General features: G+C 64.8%; 17 protein-coding genes. 15 read left to right on the top strand and 2 right to left on the bottom strand.

The window, feature by feature from the left end:
* Positions 1-6 precede the first annotated feature (6 nt).
* The 15 genes from ccmE (at position 7) to I6F20_RS17660 (ending at position 19804) form a co-directional block, all read left to right on the top strand.
* Positions 7-531 carry a cytochrome c maturation protein CcmE gene (ccmE, locus tag I6F20_RS17730; RefSeq protein WP_225127177.1) on the top strand — a complete coding sequence of 175 codons (525 nt, stop codon included), beginning with the start codon at positions 7-9 and terminating at the stop codon, positions 529-531.
* On the top strand, positions 528-2510 hold the full coding sequence (locus I6F20_RS17725; protein WP_057027209.1) for a heme lyase CcmF/NrfE family subunit: 1983 nt from the start codon (positions 528-530) through the stop codon (positions 2508-2510). The genes ccmE and I6F20_RS17725 overlap by 4 nt, the downstream gene beginning before the upstream one ends.
* A 4-nt stretch (positions 2511-2514) precedes the next feature.
* A complete protein-coding gene (locus I6F20_RS17720; protein ID WP_036005780.1) occupies positions 2515-2997 on the top strand; it encodes a cytochrome c-type biogenesis protein in 483 nt (160 codons plus the stop codon).
* A 112-nt stretch (positions 2998-3109) separates the two neighbouring features.
* Positions 3110-4453, top strand: coding sequence for a methyl-accepting chemotaxis protein (locus I6F20_RS17715; protein ID WP_036005777.1), 1344 nt, complete (start codon positions 3110-3112; stop codon positions 4451-4453).
* Between the two features lie 221 nt (positions 4454-4674).
* The gene (locus I6F20_RS17710; RefSeq protein ID WP_225127175.1) at positions 4675-6255 is read left to right on the top strand and encodes a Do family serine endopeptidase; all 1581 of its coding nucleotides are present in this window, start codon (positions 4675-4677) and stop codon (positions 6253-6255) included.
* Between the two features lie 276 nt (positions 6256-6531).
* Positions 6532-7212 carry a response regulator transcription factor gene (locus tag I6F20_RS17705; RefSeq protein ID WP_036023302.1) on the top strand — a complete coding sequence of 227 codons (681 nt, stop codon included), beginning with the start codon at positions 6532-6534 and terminating at the stop codon, positions 7210-7212.
* A 181-nt stretch (positions 7213-7393) separates the two neighbouring features.
* Positions 7394-8620: a TetR/AcrR family transcriptional regulator gene (locus I6F20_RS17700; protein WP_225127173.1), complete on the top strand. Its 1227-nt coding sequence runs from the start codon at positions 7394-7396 to the stop codon at positions 8618-8620.
* Between the two features lie 275 nt (positions 8621-8895).
* Positions 8896-10128: a branched-chain amino acid ABC transporter substrate-binding protein gene (locus I6F20_RS17695; protein WP_036005770.1), complete on the top strand. Its 1233-nt coding sequence runs from the start codon at positions 8896-8898 to the stop codon at positions 10126-10128.
* A 114-nt stretch (positions 10129-10242) separates the two neighbouring features.
* Positions 10243-11190, top strand: a complete 948-nt coding sequence (locus I6F20_RS17690) for a branched-chain amino acid ABC transporter permease (protein WP_036005767.1) — start codon at positions 10243-10245, stop codon at positions 11188-11190.
* Entirely contained in the window at positions 11187-12491 is a 1305-nt protein-coding gene (locus I6F20_RS17685) for a branched-chain amino acid ABC transporter permease (protein WP_225127171.1), read from the top strand. Before I6F20_RS17690 ends, I6F20_RS17685 begins: the two co-directional genes overlap by 4 nt.
* A complete protein-coding gene (locus tag I6F20_RS17680; protein WP_036005761.1) occupies positions 12488-13237 on the top strand; it encodes an ABC transporter ATP-binding protein in 750 nt (249 codons plus the stop codon). The genes I6F20_RS17685 and I6F20_RS17680 overlap by 4 nt, the downstream gene beginning before the upstream one ends.
* On the top strand, positions 13237-13932 hold the full coding sequence (locus I6F20_RS17675; RefSeq protein WP_036005758.1) for an ABC transporter ATP-binding protein: 696 nt from the start codon (positions 13237-13239) through the stop codon (positions 13930-13932). The genes I6F20_RS17680 and I6F20_RS17675 overlap by 1 nt, the downstream gene beginning before the upstream one ends.
* Before the next feature lie 365 nt (positions 13933-14297).
* Positions 14298-15758 carry a sensor histidine kinase gene (locus tag I6F20_RS17670; protein ID WP_225127170.1) on the top strand — a complete coding sequence of 487 codons (1461 nt, stop codon included), beginning with the start codon at positions 14298-14300 and terminating at the stop codon, positions 15756-15758.
* Positions 15755-18724, top strand: coding sequence for a bifunctional [glutamine synthetase] adenylyltransferase/[glutamine synthetase]-adenylyl-L-tyrosine phosphorylase (locus tag I6F20_RS17665; RefSeq protein ID WP_225127169.1), 2970 nt, complete (start codon positions 15755-15757; stop codon positions 18722-18724). Before I6F20_RS17670 ends, I6F20_RS17665 begins: the two co-directional genes overlap by 4 nt.
* A gap of 186 nt (positions 18725-18910) precedes the next feature.
* Positions 18911-19804 carry a LysR family transcriptional regulator gene (locus tag I6F20_RS17660; protein WP_036005748.1) on the top strand — a complete coding sequence of 298 codons (894 nt, stop codon included), beginning with the start codon at positions 18911-18913 and terminating at the stop codon, positions 19802-19804.
* A gap of 227 nt (positions 19805-20031) precedes the next feature.
* Here the strand turns inward: I6F20_RS17660 and I6F20_RS17655 are convergent, their stop codons facing one another.
* Together I6F20_RS17655 and I6F20_RS17650 are read right to left on the bottom strand one after the other, a co-directional pair.
* The gene (locus I6F20_RS17655; protein WP_225127168.1) at positions 20032-22359 is read right to left on the bottom strand and encodes a PAS domain-containing sensor histidine kinase; all 2328 of its coding nucleotides are present in this window, start codon (positions 22357-22359) and stop codon (positions 20032-20034) included.
* Between the two features lie 215 nt (positions 22360-22574).
* Positions 22575-23948, bottom strand: a complete 1374-nt coding sequence (locus tag I6F20_RS17650) for a cation-efflux pump (RefSeq protein WP_128262575.1) — start codon at positions 23946-23948, stop codon at positions 22575-22577.
* Positions 23949-24175 lie beyond the last annotated feature (227 nt).

The raw sequence follows: 24175 nt of genomic DNA, 5'->3' as shown, positions 1-24175 counted from the left end.
TACGCCATGACGCGCAAGCAGCGACGTATGACCATCATCGGCGGATCGCTCGCCGTGCTCGCGCTCGCGGCCGCGCTGGTGCTCAACGCGCTGCGCGACTCCATCGTGTTCTTCTCGACCCCGACCATGGTCGCCGAGAAGCATGTCGAGCCCGGCAAGCGGTTTCGCCTCGGCGGCCTGGTGCAGCCCGGCTCGCTCCAGCGCGGCGACAATCTTGCGGTGACGTTCGAGGTCGCCGACGGCAACGCCAAGCTGCCGGTCGCCTTCAAAGGCATTCTGCCCGATCTGTTCCGCGAAGGGCAGGGCGTCGTCGCGGAAGGCGCACTCGATGCCAACGGCGTGTTCAAGGCCGATACCGTCCTTGCCAAGCACGACGAGACCTACATGCCCAAGGACGTCGCCGATGCCCTGAAGAAGCAGGGGCACTGGAAGGACGATTACGGTCCCCAAGGTTCCGGCACCCAAGCTTCTGGCGCTGCCACCCCCGCGGCGACGACCGCGCAGGGCAATCCGCAGGGAGCGGTGCGGTGATCGCGGAATCAGGACATTACGCGCTGGTGCTGGCGCTCGCCCTCGCACTGATCCAGTCCGTCGTGCCGCTGATCGGCGCGCGCCTTGGCGACGCCGCCCTGATGAACGTGGCGCGCTCGACCGCACTGGCTCAGCTGCTGTTCGTCGGCGCCTCGTTCACGGCGCTGGTGATGCTGCACGTGAACTCGGATTTCTCCGTCGCCAACGTCTACGAGAATTCCCACTCGATGAAGCCGCTGCTCTACAAGATTACCGGCGTGTGGGGAAACCATGAAGGCTCGATGCTGCTGTGGGTGTTGATCCTCGCGCTGTTCGGCGGCTTGGTCGCCAGCTTCGGCAATAATCTGCCGCTCTCGCTGCGCGCGCATGTGCTGGCTGTGCAGGCCTGGGTCGCCAGCGCGTTCTACCTCTTCATCCTGATGACATCGAACCCTTTCCTGCGCATCGCCAGCCCGCCGATCGAAGGACGCGATCTCAATCCCGTGCTTCAGGACATCGGTCTCGCCGTGCATCCCCCGATGCTCTATCTCGGCTATGTCGGCTTCTCGATCTCGTTCTCCTTCGCGATCGCGGCGCTGATGGAGGGACGGATCGATGCGGCCTGGGCGCGCTGGGTGCGGCCCTGGACGCTGGTCGCCTGGATCTTCCTGACCCTCGGCATCGCCATGGGCTCGTACTGGGCCTATTACGAGCTCGGTTGGGGCGGCTGGTGGTTCTGGGATCCGGTGGAGAACGCTTCGCTGATGCCCTGGCTCGCCGGCACCGCGCTCTTGCATTCGGCGCTGGTGATGGAGAAGCGCAACGCGCTGAAGGTCTGGACCATCCTGCTCTCGATCCTGACCTTCTCGCTGTCGCTGCTCGGCACCTTTCTGGTGCGCTCGGGCGTCATCACCTCGGTGCACGCCTTCGCCACCGATCCGACCCGCGGCGTGTTCATCCTCTTGATCCTGTGCCTGTTCATCGGCGGCAGCCTCTCGCTGTTCGCGGGCCGCGCCACCTCGCTGAAGCAGGGCGGCCTGTTCGCACCGATCTCGCGCGAGGGCGCGCTGGTGCTGAACAATCTGCTGCTCACGGTGGCTTGCGCCGTGGTGCTGTTCGGCACGCTTTATCCGCTCGCGATGGAGATGCTCGCCGATTTCAAGATGTCGGTCGGCGCACCCTTCTACAATCTCAGCTTCGCGCCGCTGTTCGCGCTGCTGCTGCTCGCGGTGCCGTTCGGGCCGATGCTGGCGTGGAAGCGCGGCGACCTGCTCGGCGTGATGCAGCGCCTGCTCGCGGCCGGCGTTGCCGGGCTGGTCGTGGTCGCCATCGTCTGGGCCTGGGTGCGGGGCGGCAGCGCGCTGGCACCGCTCGCGATCGGGCTCGGCGTCTTCGTCATCGCCGGCGCGGTCACCGACCTCGTCGAACGGACGGGCCTGGTGCGCCTGCCGTTCGCAACGGTGCTGCACCGGGCGCGCGGCCTGCCGCGCTCGGCCTGGGGCACCGCGTTCGCGCATGCCGGCCTCGGCGTTGCGCTGATCGGGATCGTCTGCGAGACCACCTGGAACAGCGAATACATCGCGACCATGAAGCCGAACGAGACTGCCCATGTCGCCGGCTACGATCTGAAGCTCGACGGGCTGTTTCAACGCCAGGGCCCGAACTACCGCGAGATGATCGCAGAGTTCAAGATCAGCCGCGATGGCGAGGCGGTCACGGTGATGACGCCGTCCAAGCGCAGCTTCACCACGCGCGGCTCGTCGACCACCGAAGCGGCGCTGCTGACGCGCGGGGCGAGCCAGCTCTACGTCTCGCTCGGCGACGCCACCGCCGAAGGCGCCATCGCCGTGCGCATCTATCACAAGCCGCTGGTTCTCCTGATCTGGTGGGGGCCGGTGCTGATGGCGTTCGGCGGCGTGCTCTCGCTCTCCGACCGCCGCCTGCGGGTCGGCGCGCCGAAGCCGGCGCGGGCCAAGCAGCGCCTCCAGCCCGCGGAATGACCCGATGCGCCGGATGATGGCCGCGTTCATCGCGTTGGTGCTGCTGGCTTTGCCGGCGGCCCACGCCGTGCAGCCCGACGAGATCATGCCGGATCCGGTGAAGGAATCGCGCGCGCGCGAATTGTCGCGCGAGCTTCGCTGCATGGTTTGCCAGAATCAGTCGATCGACGATTCCGATGCGCCGCTGGCACGCGATCTCAGGCTGCTGGTGCGCGAGCGCATCGCGGCCGGCGACAGCAACTCGCAGGTGCTCGATTTCCTGGTGGCGCGCTACGGCGAGTTCGTGCTGCTCAAGCCGCGCTTCGAGCTGCAAACCCTGCTGCTGTGGCTGCTCGGGCCGGTGCTGCTGATCGGCGGCGGCCTGGCGCTGTGGCTGCAAATCCGCCGCCGCTCGCGAACTGGTGTGGACGTACCGGCACCGCCGCTCACGCCCGACGAGAAGGCACGGCTCGCGGCCTTGATGTCGGACGAACCCAAATCGCCCTGAAGCCGTCGACGTCGTGCCACGCAGTGCGCGGCAACGGCTGCATGGTTCATGCTAAATTGACCTTTGTCTGGAAGCTTGTCGCGAGATTTGATTCCAGCTCCTGAGTCCCCCGATGTTCGCGAACAGCAATCTGACGATCCGCTTCCTGGTCGGCGCCGTCGTCGCTGCGTTATTGTTCCTGCTTGGCATCGGCGGCGGCACCGGCTTCATCGCGGTCCTCTATCTCAACAACGAGATCACCAGCCTGTCCTCGAACTTCGCCGCGCTGAGCGGCCCGGCGCGCGACCATGCCATGCAGATCTACCAGCAGGCGCAGACCGCGTTTTCTTATTTCCTGGTCGCCTGCGGCGTGATCGCCGTCGTCGCTTTCGCGATCTGCTTCACCACCTGGTTCGCCGTGCGCAACGGCATCCTCAATCCCCTCGCGGCCATCGTGCATGCCATGCGCGAGGTTGCCGACCAGAAGTTCGAGACATCAGTTCCGGGGCTCGGCCGCACCAACGAGATCGGCCTGCTCGCCGGTGCGCTGGAGGTGTTCAAGACCAACGGCATCGAGCGGCGCCGCCTCTCCGAGCAGCAGCTGCATGAAGCGCAGCATCAGGCCGAGCGGTCGAAATTCCTCGATAACAGGATCAAGCGCTTCAACGATCTCGTCGCCAGTGTCGTCGCCAGCGTGGCGTCATCGGCCGTGCATCTGAAGACCAACGCGGAGACGCTGTCGCGGACCGCCAACGACACCAGCACCAAGGCCAATGCGGTCGCGAGCGCGGCGAGCCAGGCCAGCGCCAGCGTGCAGACGGTTGCAGGGTCCGCCGAGGCGATGACGAACTCGATCGGCACGATCAGCCGCCGCGTCACGGACGCGACCCAGCGCGCCGAGGGCGCTGCAAGCCAGGCGGAGAAGAGCCGCGATACCATTCACACGCTGTCGGATGCCGCCGAAAAGATCGGCGAGGTCGTCCAGCTCGTCCAGGCGATCGCATCGCAGACCAATCTCCTGGCGCTCAACGCCACCATCGAGGCGGCACGGGCCGGCGAAGCGGGCAAGGGGTTTGCGGTGGTCGCCTCGGAAGTGAAGAACCTGGCGCATCAGACCAGCAAGGCGACGGAGGAGATCACCTCGCAGGTCGCCAGCATTCAGGGCATCACCGCGGAGACCCGCGGCGCGATCGACGGCATTTCCAGGACGCTGTCGGAGATCTCGTCGATCATGTCAGGCATCGAGGTCGACACAGCCCAGCAGCGCAACGCCACACAGGAGATCACGCGCAGCGCCCAGGACGCCGCGCGCGGAACCCTCGACGTCTCCAACCATATCGTCCAGATCACCTCCACCTCGGCCGAGACCGGCCGCATGGCGGCCGAAGCCAGGGATTCGGCCGTCGATCTGTCGCGGCAGGCCGAGACCTTGAAGCGCGAAGTCGACGAGTTCATCGTCAGTGTCAGGGCGAGCTGAGGGGCCAGAATTCGCGCCTGCCGCCTTGTCGGGGAACTCGATTAAGTTCCTGTAAGGCCACGATTTTTGGCCTGTGCTGAACTGCCGCATCCGCCTCGACACATCATTACGAAAGTTTAACCCCGCCGCCAGCGCGCGGTAAGGCGGGAGTCCCCATCTTCAGGTCCGCAAGGTGCCGGCATCTGGCACCAACAGGAATTCAGGGCTCTGGAGATTTCCGCATGAACGATCGTATCGACCTTTCGAACCTCCCGTCCTACCGGCAGCCGCGCCGGTCGGTGTTTTCCGCGCGCAAGCTCGCGTTGATGGCTTCCGTCGTCGCCGGTCTCGGCGCGGCCGTCTATGGCTTCAGCCCGTCGACCTCGCCGGCCGACCTGTTCTCCAGCCCGGCGCATGCGCAGGTCAACAACGAGGTCCGCAAGGTCGAGCGTCCGGTCGGATTCGCCGACGTCGTCGAGCGCGTGAAGCCTTCGGTGATCTCGGTCAAGGTCAACATGAAGGAGAAGACCGCCAGCAATGACGACGGCGACGATTCCTCCTCGCCGTTCCAGCCGGGCTCGCCGATGGAGCGCTTCTTCCGCCGCTTCGGTGGTCCGGATGGTTTGCCCCCCGGCCTGAAGGGCGGCCGTGGCCGCGTCGTGCAGGGGCAGGGCTCCGGCTTCTTCATCTCGGCTGACGGCTATGCCGTGACCAACAACCACGTGGTCGATGGCGCCGACAAGGTCGAGGTTACCACCGACGACGGCAAGACCTACACCGCCAAGGTGATCGGCACCGACCAGCGCACCGACCTCGCGCTGATCAAGGTCGAAGGCAGCACGAACTTCCCGTTCGCCAAGCTCGCCGACAGCAAACCGCGGATCGGCGACTGGGTGCTCGCGGTCGGCAATCCCTTCGGTCTCGGCGGCACCGTGACCGCGGGCATCGTCTCGGCGAGCGGCCGCGACATCGGCAACGGCCCGTATGACGATTTCATCCAGATCGACGCGCCCGTGAACAAGGGTAATTCCGGCGGTCCGGCCTTCGATACCAACGGCGAGGTGATGGGCGTCAATACCGCGATCTACTCGCCCTCCGGCGGCAGCGTCGGCATCGCGTTCTCGATCCCGGCCAACACCGTCAAGAGCGTGGTTGCGCAGCTCAAGGACAAGGGCTCGGTCAGCCGCGGCTGGATCGGCGTCCAGATCCAGCCCGTCACCTCCGACATCGCCGACAGCCTCGGCATGAAGAAGGCCGAAGGCGCGCTGGTGGCGGAGCCGCAGGCCAACGGTCCGGCCGCGAAGGCCGGCATCGAGTCCGGCGACGTGATCACCGCGGTCAACGGCGAGTCCGTCAAGGATGCCCGCGAGCTCGCCCGCACGATCGGCGGCATGGCGCCCGGCGCGTCCGTGAAGCTCAACGTGCTGCACAAGGGCCAGGACAAGATCGTCAATCTCACCCTCGGCCAGTTGCCGAATACGGTCGAGGCCAAGGCCGATACCGACAAGGACAGCGGCAAGGGCGCCAGCAAGGGCACCGACGTGCCGAAGCTCGGCATGACCGTTGCGCCGGCCAATTCCGTGGCCGGTGCCGGCAAGGAAGGCGTCGTGGTCACCGAGGTCGATCCGAAGAGCGCGGCGGCCGAACGCGGCTTCAAGGAAGGCGACGTGATCCTCGAGGTCGGCGGCAAGAGCGTGGCGACCGCCGGCGAAGTCCGCGACGCCATCAATGCGGCGCGGACCGACAACAAGAACAGCGTCCTGATGCGCGTGAAGAGCGGCGGCCAGTCGCGCTTCGTCGCGGTGCCCATCGCCAAGGGCTGAGGCCTTCAGGAGGCCCACGAGATGAAGGGTACCGCCGGCATCAATCGCCCCCGCCGCCGGTGCCCTTCGGGGAAGCAGCGCAACGCTGGCTTCCCTCATCTACCTTCCGGTGGAATTACGCCCCCCTCCGTCGGAAGGCCTAGGGCGGTGAGGTCCCCCCAGCTTCACCGCCCGCCTTTTTCCCCGCTTCGAGCCTCTCCTGCTCGGCTTGCATGCGGTCGCCGCTCGCGCCATGTTTAGAGAAGGTTGACCTCCTTGACCGCCGCCGAACGCACGATGCGCCTCCTCATCATCGAAGACGACCGCGAATCCGCCGACTACCTCGCCAAGGCGTTTCGCGAAGTCGGACACATCGCCGACCACGCCGCCGACGGCGAGGAAGGCCTCGCCATGGCCGAGAACGGCGAATACGACGTGCTGGTGGTCGACCGCATGCTGCCCAAGCGCGACGGCCTGTCGCTGATCGGCGCATTGCGCGACAAGGGCAATACGACGCCGGTGCTGATTCTCTCCGCGCTCGGGCAGGTCGATGACCGCATCAAGGGTCTGCGCGCCGGCGGCGACGATTATCTGCCGAAACCCTATTCCTTCGCCGAGCTGCTGGCCCGCGTCGAAGTGCTGTCGCGCCGCCGCGGCGGTCCCGCCGAGGAGACGCTTTATCGCGTCGGCGATCTCGAGCTCGACCGGCTCTCGCATCGCGTCGCCCGCGGCAAGGACGAGCTGACGCTGCAGCCGCGCGAATTTCGCTTGCTCGAATACCTCATGAAGCACGCCGGCCAGGTGGTGACGCGGACCATGCTGCTGGAGAATGTCTGGGACTATCATTTCGATCCGCAGACCAACGTCATCGACGTGCACATCTCGCGGCTGCGCTCCAAGATCGACAAGGGCTTCGAGCGCCCGCTGCTGCACACGATCCGCGGCGCCGGATACATGATCCGTGACGGCATGAGATAGGGCGTTCGGCGTCGATCTACGGCGCGCCTGCAATCATCGGCTGCGTCTTCATTTGCACCGCCGTCCGAGGGTTGCGGGCGATACTGGCCTAACGCCTCGTCCGATGGCAAGAATATCCGACGTGTGGTAGTGGACGTTTCACCGGGGTGAATCCGTCCACGATCAGGAAGGATATTCAAGCTTGCAAGTCGCCGCCTTCCCGTCCGACCGAGCTGAAGAGATCCTCGTGTCGGCTTCCAAGCTGTTTGCCCGCCATAGCTATGCGAATGTGACGATGGAGCAGGTCGCAGCATCGGTTCGATCGGTGCCGGGAGCGCTGTACCACCACTTCCGCGACAAGGAAGACCTGATCTTTCACTGCTACCTGCGCGGTCTTGCGATCTACAGGCACGAAATCGAGACGGCGGCCGAACCCGGGATAGACGGGCTCGAAATCGTCAGGCGCTTCATAAGAGCCCGGCTGCGGCCTGAAGGCCAGCGCATGATCCTGTTCTCCGACATCGATGCACTGGCTGCGTCTTACAGCAAAGACGTGCATGCCAGGCGCTGGCAGAATGCCGCGCTGCTCGCCGACTTTCTGAAGCGTGGCATTGCCGACGGCTCGATTGCCTGCGAGGAGCCGCTCCTTACGGCCGTCGCCCTCATCTCCATCCTGGATTGGGTTCCGTTCTGGTTCTCCGAGCGCGACTATTATTCGCGCCAGCAGGCGATTGATGCCATTGACGACATCATCACGCATGGGGTGTATCGGCGTGAGATTGCCTTACCGGACATGCCTGAAGCGCCGAGCCTGGCACCATTTCTCCAGTCCCGCTCGAAATTGAACAAGCGCGCCGCGAAGCTGGACAGGATGCTCTCGATTGCTTCGGACAGTTTCAATCGAAGGGGCGCGTCCGGTACGTCGCTCGAGAGCATCGCGGCGGAGGCAGGCATGACCCGCGCCGGCATCTATTATCATTTCAGCGAGAAGGAGCGCCTCTTGCTGGCTTGCCTGCGAAGAGGTCTGGCCGGTGAGATCGGGATTCGAGAATATTTGCAGGACCTGAGGCTCGGGGCGTTCGATTACGTCGTCCAGAGAGTCCGCCTGTTGTTGATGCTGCACGATACCCCTTGCGGCCCGAAGGCGACCTACCACAACATCAACTATCTCAACGACGTTGACCGCAAGCACTATGTCAGGCAGGTGCTCGCAACGATCCAGCAGGACCAGAGAAACCACCAGTGTTGGATCGACGAGGGATACTTCCGCAGCGTCGACACTTACTTCGCCGAACGCGTTCTGACTGGAATGGGCCACTGGTACCCGATCTGGTTCAGGGACGAGCGGAGCTGGTCTCCGATGCAGATTGCCGATTATTTTTCGCGGCTGTTCCTTTTGGGGCTCAAGCCCCGTCGGGGAGTGGTATAAAGCAACCGATCTGAGACCCTGATCGCGCTCTTCATCCTTTCCCGTTCGGACTTGATGTCAGCCGCAGATTGAGCGCGGCTTTGATCCCAAAAGTTGCCTGTGAATTCAATATTCCGGACGGCGCGCGGCAATCTTCACGTTGAGGCCGCAATTATTTCTTGCACCAAAACTTTACACAGTATTCAATATTGGAGTAGCGAAGAGTGGGCGCGACCGACGTTGTGAGTCAGCTTCGATCGCCAAGGACAAGAACATACAAAAGGGAGAAGGCCAGGATGCACAAGCTCGCAATTGCTGCGGCGGCAGCGCTGACGATGCTCGGAGGAGCGGCATTCGCGCAGGAAACAATCAAGTTCGGCTACATCGATCCGCTGTCCGGCGGTGGCGCCAGCATCGGTGAAGGCGGCTTGAAGACGTTCCAGTATCTGGCTGACGAGATCAACGCCAAGGGCGGCATATTGGGCCGCAAGATCGAGATTCTGCCTCTCGACAACAAGACCAACCCGCAGGAAAGCCTGGTGCAGGCGCAGAAGGCCATCGATGCCGGCGCCCGCTTCATCACGCAAGGCAACGGCTCGTCGGTCGCCGCAGCGCTGTCCGACTTCGTTACCAAGAACAACACGCGCAATCCCGGCAAGGAAGTGCTCTACTTCAACTATGCCGCCGTAGATCCGAGCCTGACCAACGAAAAGTGCAGCTACTGGCATTTTCGCTGGGATGCGAGCTCCGACATCAAGATGGAAGCGCTCACCAGCTACATGAAGGATGTCCCCGCGATCAAGAAGGTGTACCTGATCAACCAGGACTACTCCTTCGGCCAGTCGGTGCGTGCGGATGCGCGCAAGATGCTGGGCGCCAAGCGGCCCGACATCCAAATCGTCGGTGACGAACTGCATCCGCTGTTGAAGATCACCGACTTCTCGCCTTATATCGCCAAGATCAAGGCTTCGGGCGCCGATAGCGTCGTGACCGGCAACTGGGGCCAGGACATCGCACTGCTGCTCAAAGCAGCGGCGGACGCCGGCCTGAAGGTCAATTGGTACACCTACTATGCCGGCGGCGCTGGTGGTCCGACCGCAATCAAGCAGACCGGTCTCGACCATCAGGTCTTCCAGATCACCGAGGGCTTTGCCAATTCCGGCCACCAGCCGGCGATGGACTTCGAAAAGACCTTCCGTGCCAAGGTCAACATGTCGCTTTGGTATCCGCGCGCCGTCAACGAGATGCGCATGTTCAAGGCCGCGGCCGAGAAGGCCAACTCGCTCGACCCGGTGAAGGTCGCGGCTGCCCTCGAGGATCTCAAGTTCGAGGTGCTGGATGGCGGTGAGGGCGTCATGCGCAAGGACGATCACCAGTTCTTCCAGCCGATCTACATCTCCTCCTTCGGCAAGCTCGCTGCAGACGAGCCGTTCGACGAGGAAGGCACCGGCTGGGGATGGCATCTGGTTTCCAAGATCGACACATCCAAGACGATGGTTCCCACAACCTGCAAGATGACCCGGCCGTAAGCCTGGAATAGCTTTGCCTTCCCGCAGCCGACAGCGGCTCGCGGGAAGGTTGCTGCTCGCATCCGGACCGACTTCGCCGGGGCCGTTTCTGTCCCGGCCAGAGGTGTGATTACTGTGCTTGAACTGATCGTTATATCGACGCTGAACGGTCTGTTGTTCGGCATGCTGCTGTTCCTGCTGTCGAGCGGCCTGACCGTCATCTTCAGCATGATGGGCGTGCTCAACTTCGCCCATGCCAGCTTTTACATGCTCGGCGCCTTCTTCGGTTTCCAGCTCACCAAATGGATTGGCTTCTGGCCGGCCCTGCTGCTGGCTCCGCTGCTGGTCGGCGCGATCGGCATGGCGGTCGAGCGCTACGGCCTGCGCAATACGCACAAGCACGGCCATGTGGCGGAGTTGCTCCTGACCTTCGGTCTTGCGTTCGCGATCGAAGAAATCGTGGCGATGATGTGGGGCAGGAGCCCCGTCGATTACCGCGTGCCGGCGCTGCTCGACTTTCCGGCCTTCACGATCTTCTCGACGAATTATCCCGCCTACAAGATTTTCATGCTGGCTGTGTCGATCCTGATATTCATCGTGTTGCTGATGGTGCTCAAGCGCACGAGGGTGGGCCTGATCGTTCAGGCCGCGCTGACGCATCCCCATATGGTGGGGCATCTCGGTCACAATGTCGGACGCATATTCATGCTGGTGTTCGGCGTCGGCAGCGCGCTGGCGGGAATTGCCGGCGTGATCGCCGGTCCGGCGCTGGTGACGCAGTCCGACATGGCCGCGGCGCTGGGACCGATCCTGTTCGTCGTCATCGTGTTTGGCGGCCTCGGCTCCTTGCCGGGCGCCTTCATCGCCTCGCTGGTGATCGGCCTGATACAGACCTTCGCGGTGGCGCTGAACGGTTCGTTGGCGAGCGCCTTCGGTCCGCTCGATCCGTCGGCAGGGCCGTCCGTGCTCACCGACATCTGGAACGTCACCATTGCCCAGGTGGCGCCGATCGTACCCTACCTGCTGCTGGTGATCATTCTGATCGTACGCCCCATGGGCCTGATGGGGACGCGCGAGACATGAACGCCAAAACGACATCGACGCCGACATCGACAATCGCAGGGAAGCCGGCCGGCGACGGCCTGCGCTTCTACGGCATATGGCTTGCCGGCATCGCCGTGCTGATCGTGCTGCCGCTGATCTTCTCCTCCGGCGGCTCGCTGACGTCCTTCAGCCTGATCGGCATCGCGATCGTGTTCGCGCTGTCCTACAACATCCTGCTCGGCCAGACCGGCCTCTTGTCGTTCGGCCATGCGGTGCATTACGGCCTCGGCGGCTTCGCAGCGTGCCACATGATGAATGCAGCGGTCTCGCACGGCTGGCCAATCCCGCTGCCGTTCATACCGCTGTTCGGTGGACTCGGCGGCCTCGTTTTCGCGATCATCATCGGCTGGCTGATGACCAAGCGGGCTGGTACCGTGTTCTCGATGATCTCGCTCGGCATTGCCGAACTGGTGGCGTCGTCCTCGCTGATCCTGCGTTCGGTGTTCGGCGGCGAGTCCGGAATATCGACCGACCGCACGGCTTTGCCGAAGATCTTCGGCTTGAGTTTCGGCCCGCAGCTTCAGGTCTATTACCTCATCGCGTTCTGGCTGGTGATCTCGGCCGTCGCGATGTATGCGCTGACGCGGACCCCGCTGGGGCGAATCAGCAATGCGGTGCGGGACAACCCCGAGCGCGTCCAGTTCATCGGTTATGATCCGCACGTGGTGCGCTACATCGCCTTCTGTTTTGCCGGCTTCTTCGCTGGCGTGGCAGGGGGCCTGGCCGCGATCAACTTCGAGATCGCCAACGCCGCCTATCTCGGCGCGATCCAATCCGGCCTCGTGCTGTTCTCGACCTTCATTGGCGGCGTCGCGTACTTCTTCGGACCCATCCTGGGTGCAATCCTCGTGACCTATCTTCAGCTCGGGCTGACCAGCGTCACCGGCGTGTGGCAGCTCTATTTCGGCATTATCTTCATCGGCATCGTGATGCTGTCCCCCGGCGGCATCGCCGGGCTGGTCATGATGCACCGGCCGCTGGTTCGCGCCGGAACTCTGCCGACGGTGATCCCTTCCTATCTGATCGCGGCGGTGCCGACCTTGGCACTGGCTTGCGGTGTGATCCTGACGATCGAATCGATCTCGCGCACGCATAGCGGTCAGGGCAATCCGATCAACCTGTTCGGCGTTGCCTTCAGTCCGGCGTCGCCGCTGACGTGGGCGAGCGCGGCGGTCCTCCTCATCGGCGGCTTCTTCGTCGCGCGCCTGAGCTGGCGGCGCGTCGCCGAGGCATGGGACCGCGCGGCGACGGTCGCGCGCGATCGGGGGTACTTGGCATGACGGCAGCGATCGAAGTCCGCGCCGTTGAGAAGCGCTTTGGCAATGTCGGCATCATCCGCGATCTCAATCTCAGCGTCGCGCAAGGTGAGCGTCACGCCATCATCGGTCCGAACGGTGCCGGGAAATCGACGACGTTCAATCTCATCAGTGGCCACATCAAGCCGACCTCGGGCGAGGTGAGACTGAACGGCGATGTGATCTCCGGCCTCAGGCCGTTCGAGATCAACCGGCGCGGCCTGTCGCGGTCGTTCCAGGTCACCAACGTATTCGCGCGCATGTCGGTCTGGGAGAACGTCCGCTGTGCCGTGCTGTGGGCGACGGGGCACCGTTACGCCTTCTGGAAGAACGTCGATAGCCTGCCGGAGGTGCGCGAGCGCACGGCGCAAATCCTCGACGACATCCATCTGACGCATCGGCGCGATGTTCCGGCCGGCTTGTTGACCTACGCGGAGCAGCGCGAACTCGAGATCGGCATCACCATCGCCAGCGGCGCGACCGTCGTGCTACTGGACGAACCGACGGCGGGCATGAGCCACGCCGAGACCGACCGCGCGGTGTCGCTGATCCGGCGCCTGACCGAGGGCAAGACCCTGGTCATCGTCGAACACGACATGAGCGTTGTGTTCGGCCTGGCCGACCGCATTTCCGTGCTGGTCTACGGCCACATCATTGCTTCCGGCACGCCGGAGGAGATCAGGCGGGACCCGAAAGTTAAGGAAGCCTATCTCGGCGAGGAGGCGCACTGATGCTGGAGGTCAGGGACCTGCACGCCTATTACGGCAAGAGCCACATTCTCCAGGGCGTCGATCTCGACGTTGCGGCAGGCGAGGTCGTCAGCCTGCTCGGCCGCAACGGCGTCGGACGTTCGACCACTGTCAAGGCGATCATGGGCGAGGTTGCGCCGCAAGGCACGATCCGCTTCAAAGGCAAGGACATCGCGGGGCTGCCGAGCTACAGGATCGCGCGCCTCGGTCTCGGCTATGTGCCGGAGCATCGGGACATCTTTCCGGGGCTGACGGTCCGCCAGAATCTGCTCCTCGGCATCAAGGATACGCGGCGTCCCGGCAAATGGCAGCTTCAGGACATGCTCGACATGTTTCCGAATCTTGCCGCGCGGGCAGATACGCCTGCGGGGGTGCTGTCAGGCGGCGAGAAGCAGATGCTCACGACGTGCCGGACCCTGATGGGCGACCCCGATCTCATCATGATCGACGAGCCGACCGAAGGTCTTGCGCCCTTGATCGTGCAGCAGGTCGGCGATCTCATCGCCCGCATTGCGCAGGCCGGCGTCGCAATTTTGCTCGTCGAGCAGAAGCTGTCGATTGCGATGAAGATCTCCAACCGCGTCTACGTCATGGGGCACGGTCGTGTGGTCTTCGAAGGTACGCCCGAGCAACTGAAATCAAACAGCGACGTTCGCGCGCAATGGCTGGAAGTGTGAGGGAAGCCGGCGGGTTTGACCGCAATGGCGCGATGCCCTCGACAAGGACGTCCGCCCGTAACGGCTGATGTTCCTCAGCGTGGTCGGAAGGGGAGGCCCACAGCGGATCACTGCTCCCGCAGGCTCCGTCCGGTGTCCGCATGGCCCGAGCTTGCGGGGATTTAACTTGGTTCCGATCGAGTGCCCCTTTAACGTTCCGCGTGCGCCTATCACGTGTGGTCACGAATGCCTTTCGCGTTGCTCGTTCCACAAGGGACCTAGGCGCAGGTGCGACAATCTATAGGCTATGTTATTGTAACAAAGCGAAATACGTGAGTGTCGATGCTCGTGATGCAGGCGCGTGGTTGAAACTGGGTACATGATCCGTGACGGCATTCGGTAAACTCGTCCGCACCACGGCGTTCCGGCTGACGCTGGTCTATCTGCTGCTGTTCGCGATGTTCGCGGCCTCGCTGCTGGCCTATTTCGCCTGGAATACGCGGCGGCTGATCACCGAGGAGATCACGCAGACCGTCAATGCCGAGACCTCGGAGATCAACGAGATCTACGACCGCCGCGGCCTAGTCGGTCTCGTGCGCACGATCGAGTATCGGGCGCTGCGGCCAGGCGCCAATCTCTATCTCGTGACCACGCCGACGGGCCAGGCGATCGCCGGCAATGTCGGCTCGCTGGCGCCGGGCGTTATGGCGACGCGCGGCTGGTCGGAGACAGCCTACCGGCGGATCGAGGACAGCGATGACCGCGATCATCGCGCGCTCGTTCGCGTCACCGAATTGGAGAACGGCTTCCGGCTTCTGATCGGCCGCGACTTGGCCGAGCGGCGGCGCCTGTTCGGCATCGTCGCCAAGGCGGCGCAGTTTTCGGTCTTGATCGTCGTCGTGCTCGGCCTCGGCGGCGGCATCTTCGTCGCGCGGCGGGTGCTGAGGCGCATCGACGCGATGACCGGCACGGCGCAGCGGATCATGACCGGCGATCTCAGCGAGCGCCTGCCCGTGGGGCGCAGCGGCGACGAGATCGATCGCCTCGCCGAGAACCTGAACGCCATGCTGGAGCGGATCGAGGCGCTGATGGCGGGGCTGAAGGAGGTTTCCGACAACATCGCCCACGACCTCAAGACGCCGCTGACGCGGCTGCGCAATCGCGCCGAGGAGGCGCTGGCGAAATCGGGCTGCGAGGCGGATTATCGCGCCGCGCTGGAGCGGACCATCGAGGAGTCCGACGGGCTGATCCGGACCTTCAATGCGCTTCTGATGATCGCGCGCGCGGAATCCGGACAGGCGCGCGGCAACATGGACGACTTCGATGCCGCGGAGGTCGCGGAGGGCATCCACGAGCTCTACGAGCCGCTCGCCGAGGACGACGGCATGACCCTGAAGGTCAAGTGCGAGCCGACGCCGGTTCATGCCAATCGCGAGCTGATCAGCCAGGCGCTCGCCAATCTTGTCGAGAACGCGATCAAATACGGCCAGCCCGCGGCACAGCCGGCGGGAACCGTGGTCAGCATGGACGTGAGGCAAATCACGATCGAGGCGAGGCGCGAGGGCGACCAGGTGCTGCTCAGCGTCACCGATCGCGGCCCCGGCATCCCCGAAGCCGACCGCAAGCACGTCATCGAGCGATTCGTGCGGCTGGAGGCCAGTCGCACGCTGCCGGGCTCGGGCCTCGGCCTCAGCCTCGCCTCGGCGGTGGCGACGTTGCACGGCGGCGAATTGCGCTTGGGCGATGCCCATCCCGGCCTCGTCGCCACGCTCGTGCTGCCGGCGCGCGCGGGCGCCGGCGACAGGGTTGCTCCGCCAACACCGGATGTGCCACAGAAGGTGGCATGAACCACTCCGCGCCGGAAAACGCGGACAAGCATGGTGAGAGGCTGGCCGCACGCTTCGCGGAGGCTCCCCATATTGCCGCTTCCACAACTGACGAACGCCGTTTCGAAAGCTGGCTGGCCGAGCTCGAGCCGGCGCAATCGGCCCGTCTCGAAACGCATCTCGGCCATCCCTTCGCCCGCGAGATCCTGACCGGGATTGCGGAATTCTCGCCCTATCTGTTCGAACTGGTGCGCGCCGATGCCTTGCGCCTGATCCGGCTGCTCGAATGCGATCCGGATGCGCATCTGACGGCGCTGATCGCGGAGGCGCGCAGCGCGGTGCTCGCGGCTTCGGAGGAGGCCGAGGTGATGCGGCTGCTCCGCCGCATGAAGGCTGAGGCTGCGCTCCTGATCGCGCTGTGCGATATCGGCGGTGTCTGGCCGGTGATGCGGGTGACGGCGGCGCTGACCGATGTCGCGGTGTCCTCGGTGCAGGCGGCACTGCAATATCTGCTGCGGCAGGAAGCCGCACGCGGCAAGCTCTCACCGCCCAATCCCGAGGCACCCGAAGAGGGCTGCGGGCTGATCGTGCTCGCGATGGGCAAGATGGGTGCGGGCGAGCTGAACTATTCCAGCGATATCGATCTCATCGTGTTCTTCGATCCCGATGCGACGACCCTCGCACCCGATATCGAGCCGCAGCCGTTCTTCGTCCGCGTGACGCAAGGCATGGCGCGCATCCTGCAGCAGCGCACCTATGATGGTTACGTCTTCCGCGTCGATTTGCGACTGCGGCCCGATCCGTCCTCGACGCAGGTGGCGATCTCGCGGGACGCCGCGCTGAACTATTACGAGCGGGAAGGGCGCACCTGGGAGCGCGCCGCGATGATCAAGGCGCGGACCTGTGCCGGCGATTCAAAAGCGGGCGAGGCATTGCTCGCCGAGATCGCGCCGTTCGTCTGGCGCAAGCATCTCGACTTTGCCGCACTTGCCGACGTACACGACATGAAGCGGCAGATGCAGACCTATCGCGGCCAGAGCGAGGTTGCGGTCGAGGGCCACAACGTCAAGGTCGGACGCGGCGGCATTCGCGAGATCGAATTCTTCGCGCAGACCCAGCAATTGATTGCCGGCGGCCGCCATCCGGAATTGCGGGTGCGGCCGACACTGCGGGCGCTTGACGTGCTCGCCGCCAGCAACTGGATCACTGTGGCGGCGCGTGACGAGCTGGCGACCGCCTACGAATTCCTGCGCCGTGTCGAGCATCGCCTGCAGATGATCGCCGACGAGCAAACCCACACGCTGCCGGAGGACAAGCAAGCGGTCGAGCGCTTTGCGTGGTTCTTCGGCTATCGGACTCGGGAGGCCTTTGCGCGCGACCTCTTGCGCCAGCTCCAGATCGTCCAGGGCCATTACGAAAAACTGTTCGAGGGCGATGACCCCACCGGCACGGCGAGGCTGCCGGCGCTCGACTACGGTGCGGGCCCCGATGATCCGCGCCTGCTGCAGCACCTCGCGACGCTCGGCTTCAAGAAGCCCGCCGCGGTCGCGCAGACGGTGCGCGACTGGATCACCGGCGACTATCGCGTCTTCCGCGTTGAGGCGACGCGAAGCGCCTTCGTCGAGTTCGTGCCGGCCTTGATCGACGGCCTTGCCCATGCCGAAGAGCCGGATCGCGCCGTCGTTTCGTTCGATCATTTCCTCGGCGCGCTGCAGCGCGGCGGCCGCCTGATCACGCTGCTCGGCCAGAACCGCGATCTCGTCGCGCTGGTGGCGCTGGTGCTGGGAGCCGCGCCGCGGCTCGGCGACATGCTGGCGCGGCAGCCTCAGCTGATGGACGGCCTGATCGATCCGCGCTTCTTCGGCGCCATGCCCGACAGGCAGGAATTGTCGGGGCGGCTCGCGACCACCGTGCAGGACGCCGGCTCATACGAGGAGTTCCTCGATCGCCTGCGCCTGTTCGGGCAGGAGAGCCTGTTCCTGATCGGCACACGCATCCTCTCCGGCACCGTCTCGGCGCAGCAGGCGAGCACGGCCTTCGCCGACGTCGCGGAGGGAATCGTCCACACCGTGCACGGTCTCGTCGCCGATCGCTTCGCCGCCCAGCACGGCCGCATCAAGGGTCAGGAGACCGCGATCGTCGCGATGGGCCGGCTCGGCAGCCGCGAGATGACGGCCTCGTCCGATCTCGACCTGATCCTGCTCTATGATTTCGACGGCGACCATCCGGACTCCGACGGGGTGAAATCGCTTCACGGCGCACACTATTTCGCCCGTTTCACCCAGCGCCTGATCAGCGCCTTCACGACCCGCACCAATTACGGCGTGCTCTACGAGATCGACATGCGGCTGCGGCCCTCGGGACGCGCAGGTCCGGTGGCTTCGAGCCTCGTCTCGTTCGCGGACTACCAGGCGAACGAAGCCTGGACCTGGGAGCACATGGCATTGACGCGTGCGCGCGTGGTCTCGGCTTCGCCCGAATTCCGGGAACGGATCGAGCGCGTCATCCGCGATGTCCTGACCCGCCGCCGCGATCCTGCCATCACCGCCAACGACGTCGCCGACATGCGGCGTGCGATCGCGCAGGAGAAGGGCGAGGCCGATTGCTGGGATCTCAAGCATGCCGCCGGCGGCATGGTCGACATCGACTTCATCGCGCAATATCTCCAGCTCGTGCACGCGCACGACAAGCCCGAGATTCTCGACGTCAGCACCATGCAGGTGCTGGAAAATGCCTGCAGGATCGGCGTGCTCGCGCAATCGGAGACGGAGATCCTACGCGCCGCGGCGCGGCTCTATCACGACCTCACGCAGATCCTGCGTCTCTGCGTCAGCGAGCGCTTCAAGCCTGATACCGCCGGCACCGACCTGCAGCGCGTCATGGCGCGCGCCGGCGACGCGCCGGATTTCTCCTCGCTGGAGGCGCGGGTGAAGGAGACCCAGAGCGAGGTGCGGCGCGTGTTCAGGGCGCTGCTGGAAGAGTCATAGCCTGCTTCAGCGCGGTGACCGAGCTCATCGCTCAGAAGCTGCGATTGCGGATTCCGATCGATTTGCAACCGCAATCGATCGATACGGATTGGTCATGAAAGTTGGGTCGGCTGCGGGTTTTTGCGTGTTGGTGCAGGCCCGGCGTGCTAGCTTGCGTGCCACGATGGAATCCGAGGGGACGGCCGGTTGATCGACAAGCTTGAACTATTGCTGGCGCTGGCGAAGGAGCGTCATTTCGGACGCGCGGCCGAGGCCTGCGGCGTGACGCAACCGACGATGTCGACCGGGCTCAAGCAGCTCGAGGAAATTCTCGGCGTGATGCTGGTCCAGCGCGGCTCGCGCTTTCAGGGATTTACGCCGGAAGGCGAGCGGGCGCTCGACTGGGCGCGGCGGATCGTGGGCGATGCCCGGGCGATGCGCGACGAGATCAACGGGCTGAAGCATCAGCTCTCCGGCGAGATCCGGATCGCGGCGGTCCCGACCGTGCTCGGCATGGTCGCCGCGCTGACGACGCCGTTCCGTGCCAAGCATCCGGAGGTGCGCTTCCGCATCCAGTCCACCACCTCGTCCGAGGTGCTGGGCCTGCTCGAAAATCTCGAGGTGGATGCGGGGCTGACCTATATCGAGAACGAGCCGATCGGCAAGGTGCGCACCATCCCGCTCTACAACGAGAGCTATCGCCTGCTCACCGCGCCGGACGCGATGTTCGGCGATCGCGAGACGGTGACCTGGACCGAGGTCGGGCAAGTGCCGCTGTGCCTCTTGACGCCAGACATGCAGAACCGCCGCATCATCGACCGCGCATTGCGATCGGTCGGCGCGGAGGCGACACCGACGCTGACGTCGAACTCGCTGCTGGTGCTGTTCACGCACGTCAAGACCGGGCGCTGGGCCAGCGTGATGCCGGCCAAGCTCGCCGAGACGCTCGGCCTGTCGGACACCGTCCGCTCGATCCCGATCGTCGACCCCGAGGTCAATTACAGCATCGGCCTGGTGATCCCGCAACGCGATCCCATGACGCCGCTGATTGCAGCGCTGGTCAACGTCGCGCGCGAAGTCGCGCCGACACTGCAATCGTAAGCGGAAGGTCTTTTGGCTGAGCCGAGTGAACCGAGAGCTCTTCTTCCCCTCTCCCCTTGTGGGAGAGGGTGGCTCGCCGCGTAGCGGCGAGACGGGTGAGGGGTATCTCTCCTCCCGAAAGTATTGCGCGTGGATAGACACCCCTCATCCGGCGCTTCGCGCCACCTTCTCCCACAAGGGGAGAAGGGCATCCCAGATCGAAACTGACTCGATCGTTGCTCGCGGTTTTAAGCCGCAGCCGATATCCCGGCCGCCTTCACCGCATCCCGCGGCAGGGTCACGCGGACGACGGTGCCGACCTCGATCTTCGAGCGCAGGCGCATCGAGCCGCCGTGGAGCTGCGCCAGTGAGCGGGCGATGGCAAGGCCGAGGCCCGAGCCGTGATAGGTCTTGGTGAGCTGGCTCTCGACCTGCTCGAAGGGACGCCCGAGCCGCGCCAGCGAATGCGGTGCGATGCCGATGCCGGTGTCGGCGATCATCAGCACGATCCTGTCGTCGAGCTGCCGGCTGCGCACCACGACCCGTCCGCCGTCGGGCGTGAACTTCACGGCGTTGGAGAGCAGGTTGACGATGATCTGCTTGGTGGCGCGGCGGTCGGCGACGACCGAGATGGATTTTGCGATGTCGGCATCGAGCGTCAGGTGCTTGTCCTGCGCACGGCCGGTGACGACCCTCAACGATTCGGCGAGCGTCTGCGCGAGGTCGAGCTCTTCCATGTCGAGCTTCATGCGGCCGGCCTCGATCTTGGACATGTCGAGGATGTCGTTGATGACCTCGAGCAGATAATGGCCGCTGGTCAGGATGTCCTGGCAGTATTCCTGGTACTTCTCGCTGCCGAGCTCGCCGAACATGCCCGACCCCATGATCTCGGAGAAGCCGATGATGGCATTGAGCGGCGTGCGCAGCTCGTGGCTCATATTGGCGAGGAATTTCGACTTGGTCTGGTTGGCTTCCTCGGCGCGGGTCTTCTCGCGCTGGTACTTCTCGGCGAGGTCGGCGAGCTCGACCGCCTGGCGCTCCAGCGCGGCCTGCGAGCGCTTGAGGTCGATGACGGTGGCGCGCAGGCGCAGATCGTTGTCGACCAGCTTCTGCTCGTGCTCCTTGATGCGGGTGATGTCGGTGCCGACCGAGACGTAGCCGCCGTCCTTGGTGCGGCGCTCGCTGATGTGCAGCCAGCTGCCGTCATCGAGCTGCGCCTCGAAGGTGCGCGCCCCCGGGCCTTGGGCCGCGGTCTCGTTGTGGCGGGTGCGCACCTCCGGCATGCGGCCGACCTCGAGCACGGTCTCGTAGGAGGTGCCGGGGATGACGGCGCTGTCGGGCAGCTTGTGCAGGCGCTGGAAGTGCGAGTTGCAGAGCACCAGGCGGTCGCTCGCATCCCACAGCACGAAGGCCTCCGGAATGGTCTCGATCGCGTCGCGCAGGCGGAGGTCGGCTTCCACGGTCTTTTCGGCGAGGCTCTTCTGCTCGGTGATGTCGACGGCGATTCCGATCAGGTGCACGCTGGAATCGGTCGCGCCGCGCGTCTTCTCGCAGCGGACGCGGAGCCAGATCCAGTGGCCGTCGACATGCTGCATGCGGAAGGTCTGGTCGATATGGTCGATCTTCTCGGAGATGAGCTGGTCGGCGATCGCGAACAGGTCGATGTCATCGGACTTCACCAGCGCATTGACCTCTCCGAAGGTGAGGAGTTCGTGACGGCCGTCGAGACCGAGGATCGAGAACATCGACTGCGACCAGAAGATCCGGCCGCGCGACAGGTCCCAGTCCCACAGCCCGCAGCGGCCGCGGTTGAGCGCCGTGTCGATGCGGCCGCGCACCGCGTCGTTGATGAGGTCGCCTTCGCGGGCGCGGGTCGACTGCCAGTGGAAGGCGAAGCCCAGGATCAGGACGACGAAGCCCGTGGTCGCCGACAGCGTCACTGAAAGCGCGGCGTCCGAGCCCCAGATCGGCTCGTTGCGCTCCTGGATCACGGTGACGAAGCCGGGCAGTGACTTGATCTGCCGCGAGGTCGCCATCGCCGCGTTGCCGCTCGGCAGCGTCAGGTCGGAGACGTTGGCGTCGCGTGGCGGCGCCGCGACCAGCTGCGCGGTCGTGATCGCATCGAGCAGGCGGTCGTTGCCCGAGGGGTCGCTGTCGGCCGGGATGCGCGCGAGGATGCGGCGGTCGATGCCGGCGGAGGTGACGATGACGTGCCGGCCCGAGGCCGTGGCCCAGGACGGAATGAGATCAGGCAGCAGCGTCGGCAGGCCCTCGATGGTCTTGAGCCGCTCCTGGCGAACCGAAGTGAGGCGGTCGATGCGCTCGGCGAGCAGGTCGCCGAGCGCCGAAATGTCGTGTCGGATCACCAGCCGCTTCTGGCGCGTTTGATCGACCACCTGCACGAAGGCACCGAGGCAGATCGTGATCAGGAAGGCGATGATGAGCGTCGGCACGGCGCGACGCAGCGCCGGCTCCGCGATCAACAGCCGATGATAGGCAGGTTTCGCGATCGATTGCGCCAATCCCTTGATGGAATCGGATTGGACGCACGCGTTCGCGGCGTCTGCACGCGACATGCCTTCGGCCCCCTGAAAAACGAGTTCCGGAAGCAGCCCCACGTCACTTCCGAATCACACCGATTTGAATCCAGTTTTCGCGGGCTGTCGAGAGTCAACGAATCGTTAACACGAAATTATTCTTATCCAACACGCAGTTTGTGCGTCGCGCGTCCGCAAAGGCACGGGTGCAACGAGTCCGAAACGAGAACGTGTGACTCGTCGCGCATTCTTCATCACGCCCGCGGCGGCTCGGCGTGGCTGATGACGCGCTTCACGCTCGGGAACGCGCGCCGCAACGCACGCTCGATCGCGTCGACATGCTCGTGCACCTTGATCACGCTCATCGACGGTGTTGCGCGGCAGTGGAAGTTGACGATCTCGCCGGCGTCGGTGTTGCGGACCCGCACATTGTGGATGTCGTGGATCTCGCTGCCGGCGGCATATTCCGTCAGCGCGGCGGCGATGGTCCGCACCCGGTCCGGCGTGGCATCGACCCCGAACGGAAGTTCCGGTTCCAGCGGCTCGATGTGAACGTCGACCTCGACGTCCTCGCCGAACTCCTCCTGGATGTTGCGCTCCAGCGTGTTGGCGATGTCGTGCGCGGCCTCGAGCTGCATGTTGGCATCGACCTCGAGGTCGATGCTGACGATCAGCTTGACGCCGAGATCGTGCACCGTGACGTGGTGGACGGCGAGGGCGGAATTGCGCGCGATCACCATGATGCGGTCGCGCACGGTCTCGTTGTCGCGCGCGACGGGCACTGCGGCGAAGGTAAGGTCGGCATCGCCGAAAGCCTTGGCGACGGCGGCCTGCGCGTTGCGCTTGATGTCCTCGACCCGGTCGATCGGATAGGTCCGCGGCACCTTCGCGATAGTGTCGATGAACGTGGTCGCTCCGACCATGCGCACGCGCAAGCGTTCGACGTCGATCACGCCGGGCACGCTGCGGATCGCCGCTTTGGCCTTCTCCTGCGCGCCTTCGGGAGCGCGATCGACCAGCGTCTGCACGGTCGAGCCGGCCATGCGCAGGCCGAGCGCTGCGATCATCACCGCAACCGCTGCGGCCGCCGCGGTGTCGCCCCACCAGAAGCCGAGCCCAGCCAGGATCAGGCCCACGATCACGGCGCAGGAGCCCATCACGTCCGAGGCGAAATGCAGCGCGTCGGCCGCCAAGGCCTGGCTTCTGGTCTCCCGCGCGGCACGGTGCAGGGCGCGGGCGCGCCAGAGATTGACGGCGATATCGATCACCAGCACCACGAACGGCACGGCAGAGATGGTCGGCGGCGGGGTTCCCTCGCGCAGCCGGCTATAGGCCTCAACCAGGATGCCCCCGGCCAGCACGTAGAGCAGGGCGGTGACGCCGAGCGCGGAGATGCTTTCCAGCTTGCCGTGGCCGTAATGGTGCTCCTCGTCGGCGGGCTTGTCGGACACCCGCACCACCGCCCAGGTGATGATGGTCGCAACCAGGTCGATCAGGGAATGCAGGGCTTCCGAGATCAGCGCCAGCGAGCCGATCGCGATCCCGACCGCGAACTTGGCCGCCGCCATGCCGCCGCTGGCGAAGATCGAGATGGCCGCGACCGAGGTTTTGTCGTGCTGGGAGGTCATGGGCGGGGATTTAGCAGCCCCGTGTGGGACATCAAGCGATGATCCACAGGATGTAGTCGCTAGTGAGTTGCAGGAGCGGTCTACGCCTTGCTCCGGCCCCGTAGCAACCATTAAGTTGCGGCGGTATTTTCACGCCAGGGCGTACCTCGGGCAACAACGGTGTTGGCGTAGATAAGGAGCTTCCTGGCGCAAGCGATCAGGGCGACGCTGTGCGCTTTTCCTGCGGC

This window comes from Bradyrhizobium sp. IC3123, from assembly GCF_020193625.1.
Classification (GTDB): domain Bacteria; phylum Pseudomonadota; class Alphaproteobacteria; order Rhizobiales; family Xanthobacteraceae; genus Bradyrhizobium; species Bradyrhizobium yuanmingense.
This window is presented reverse-complemented; position numbering and strand designations above follow the sequence as displayed.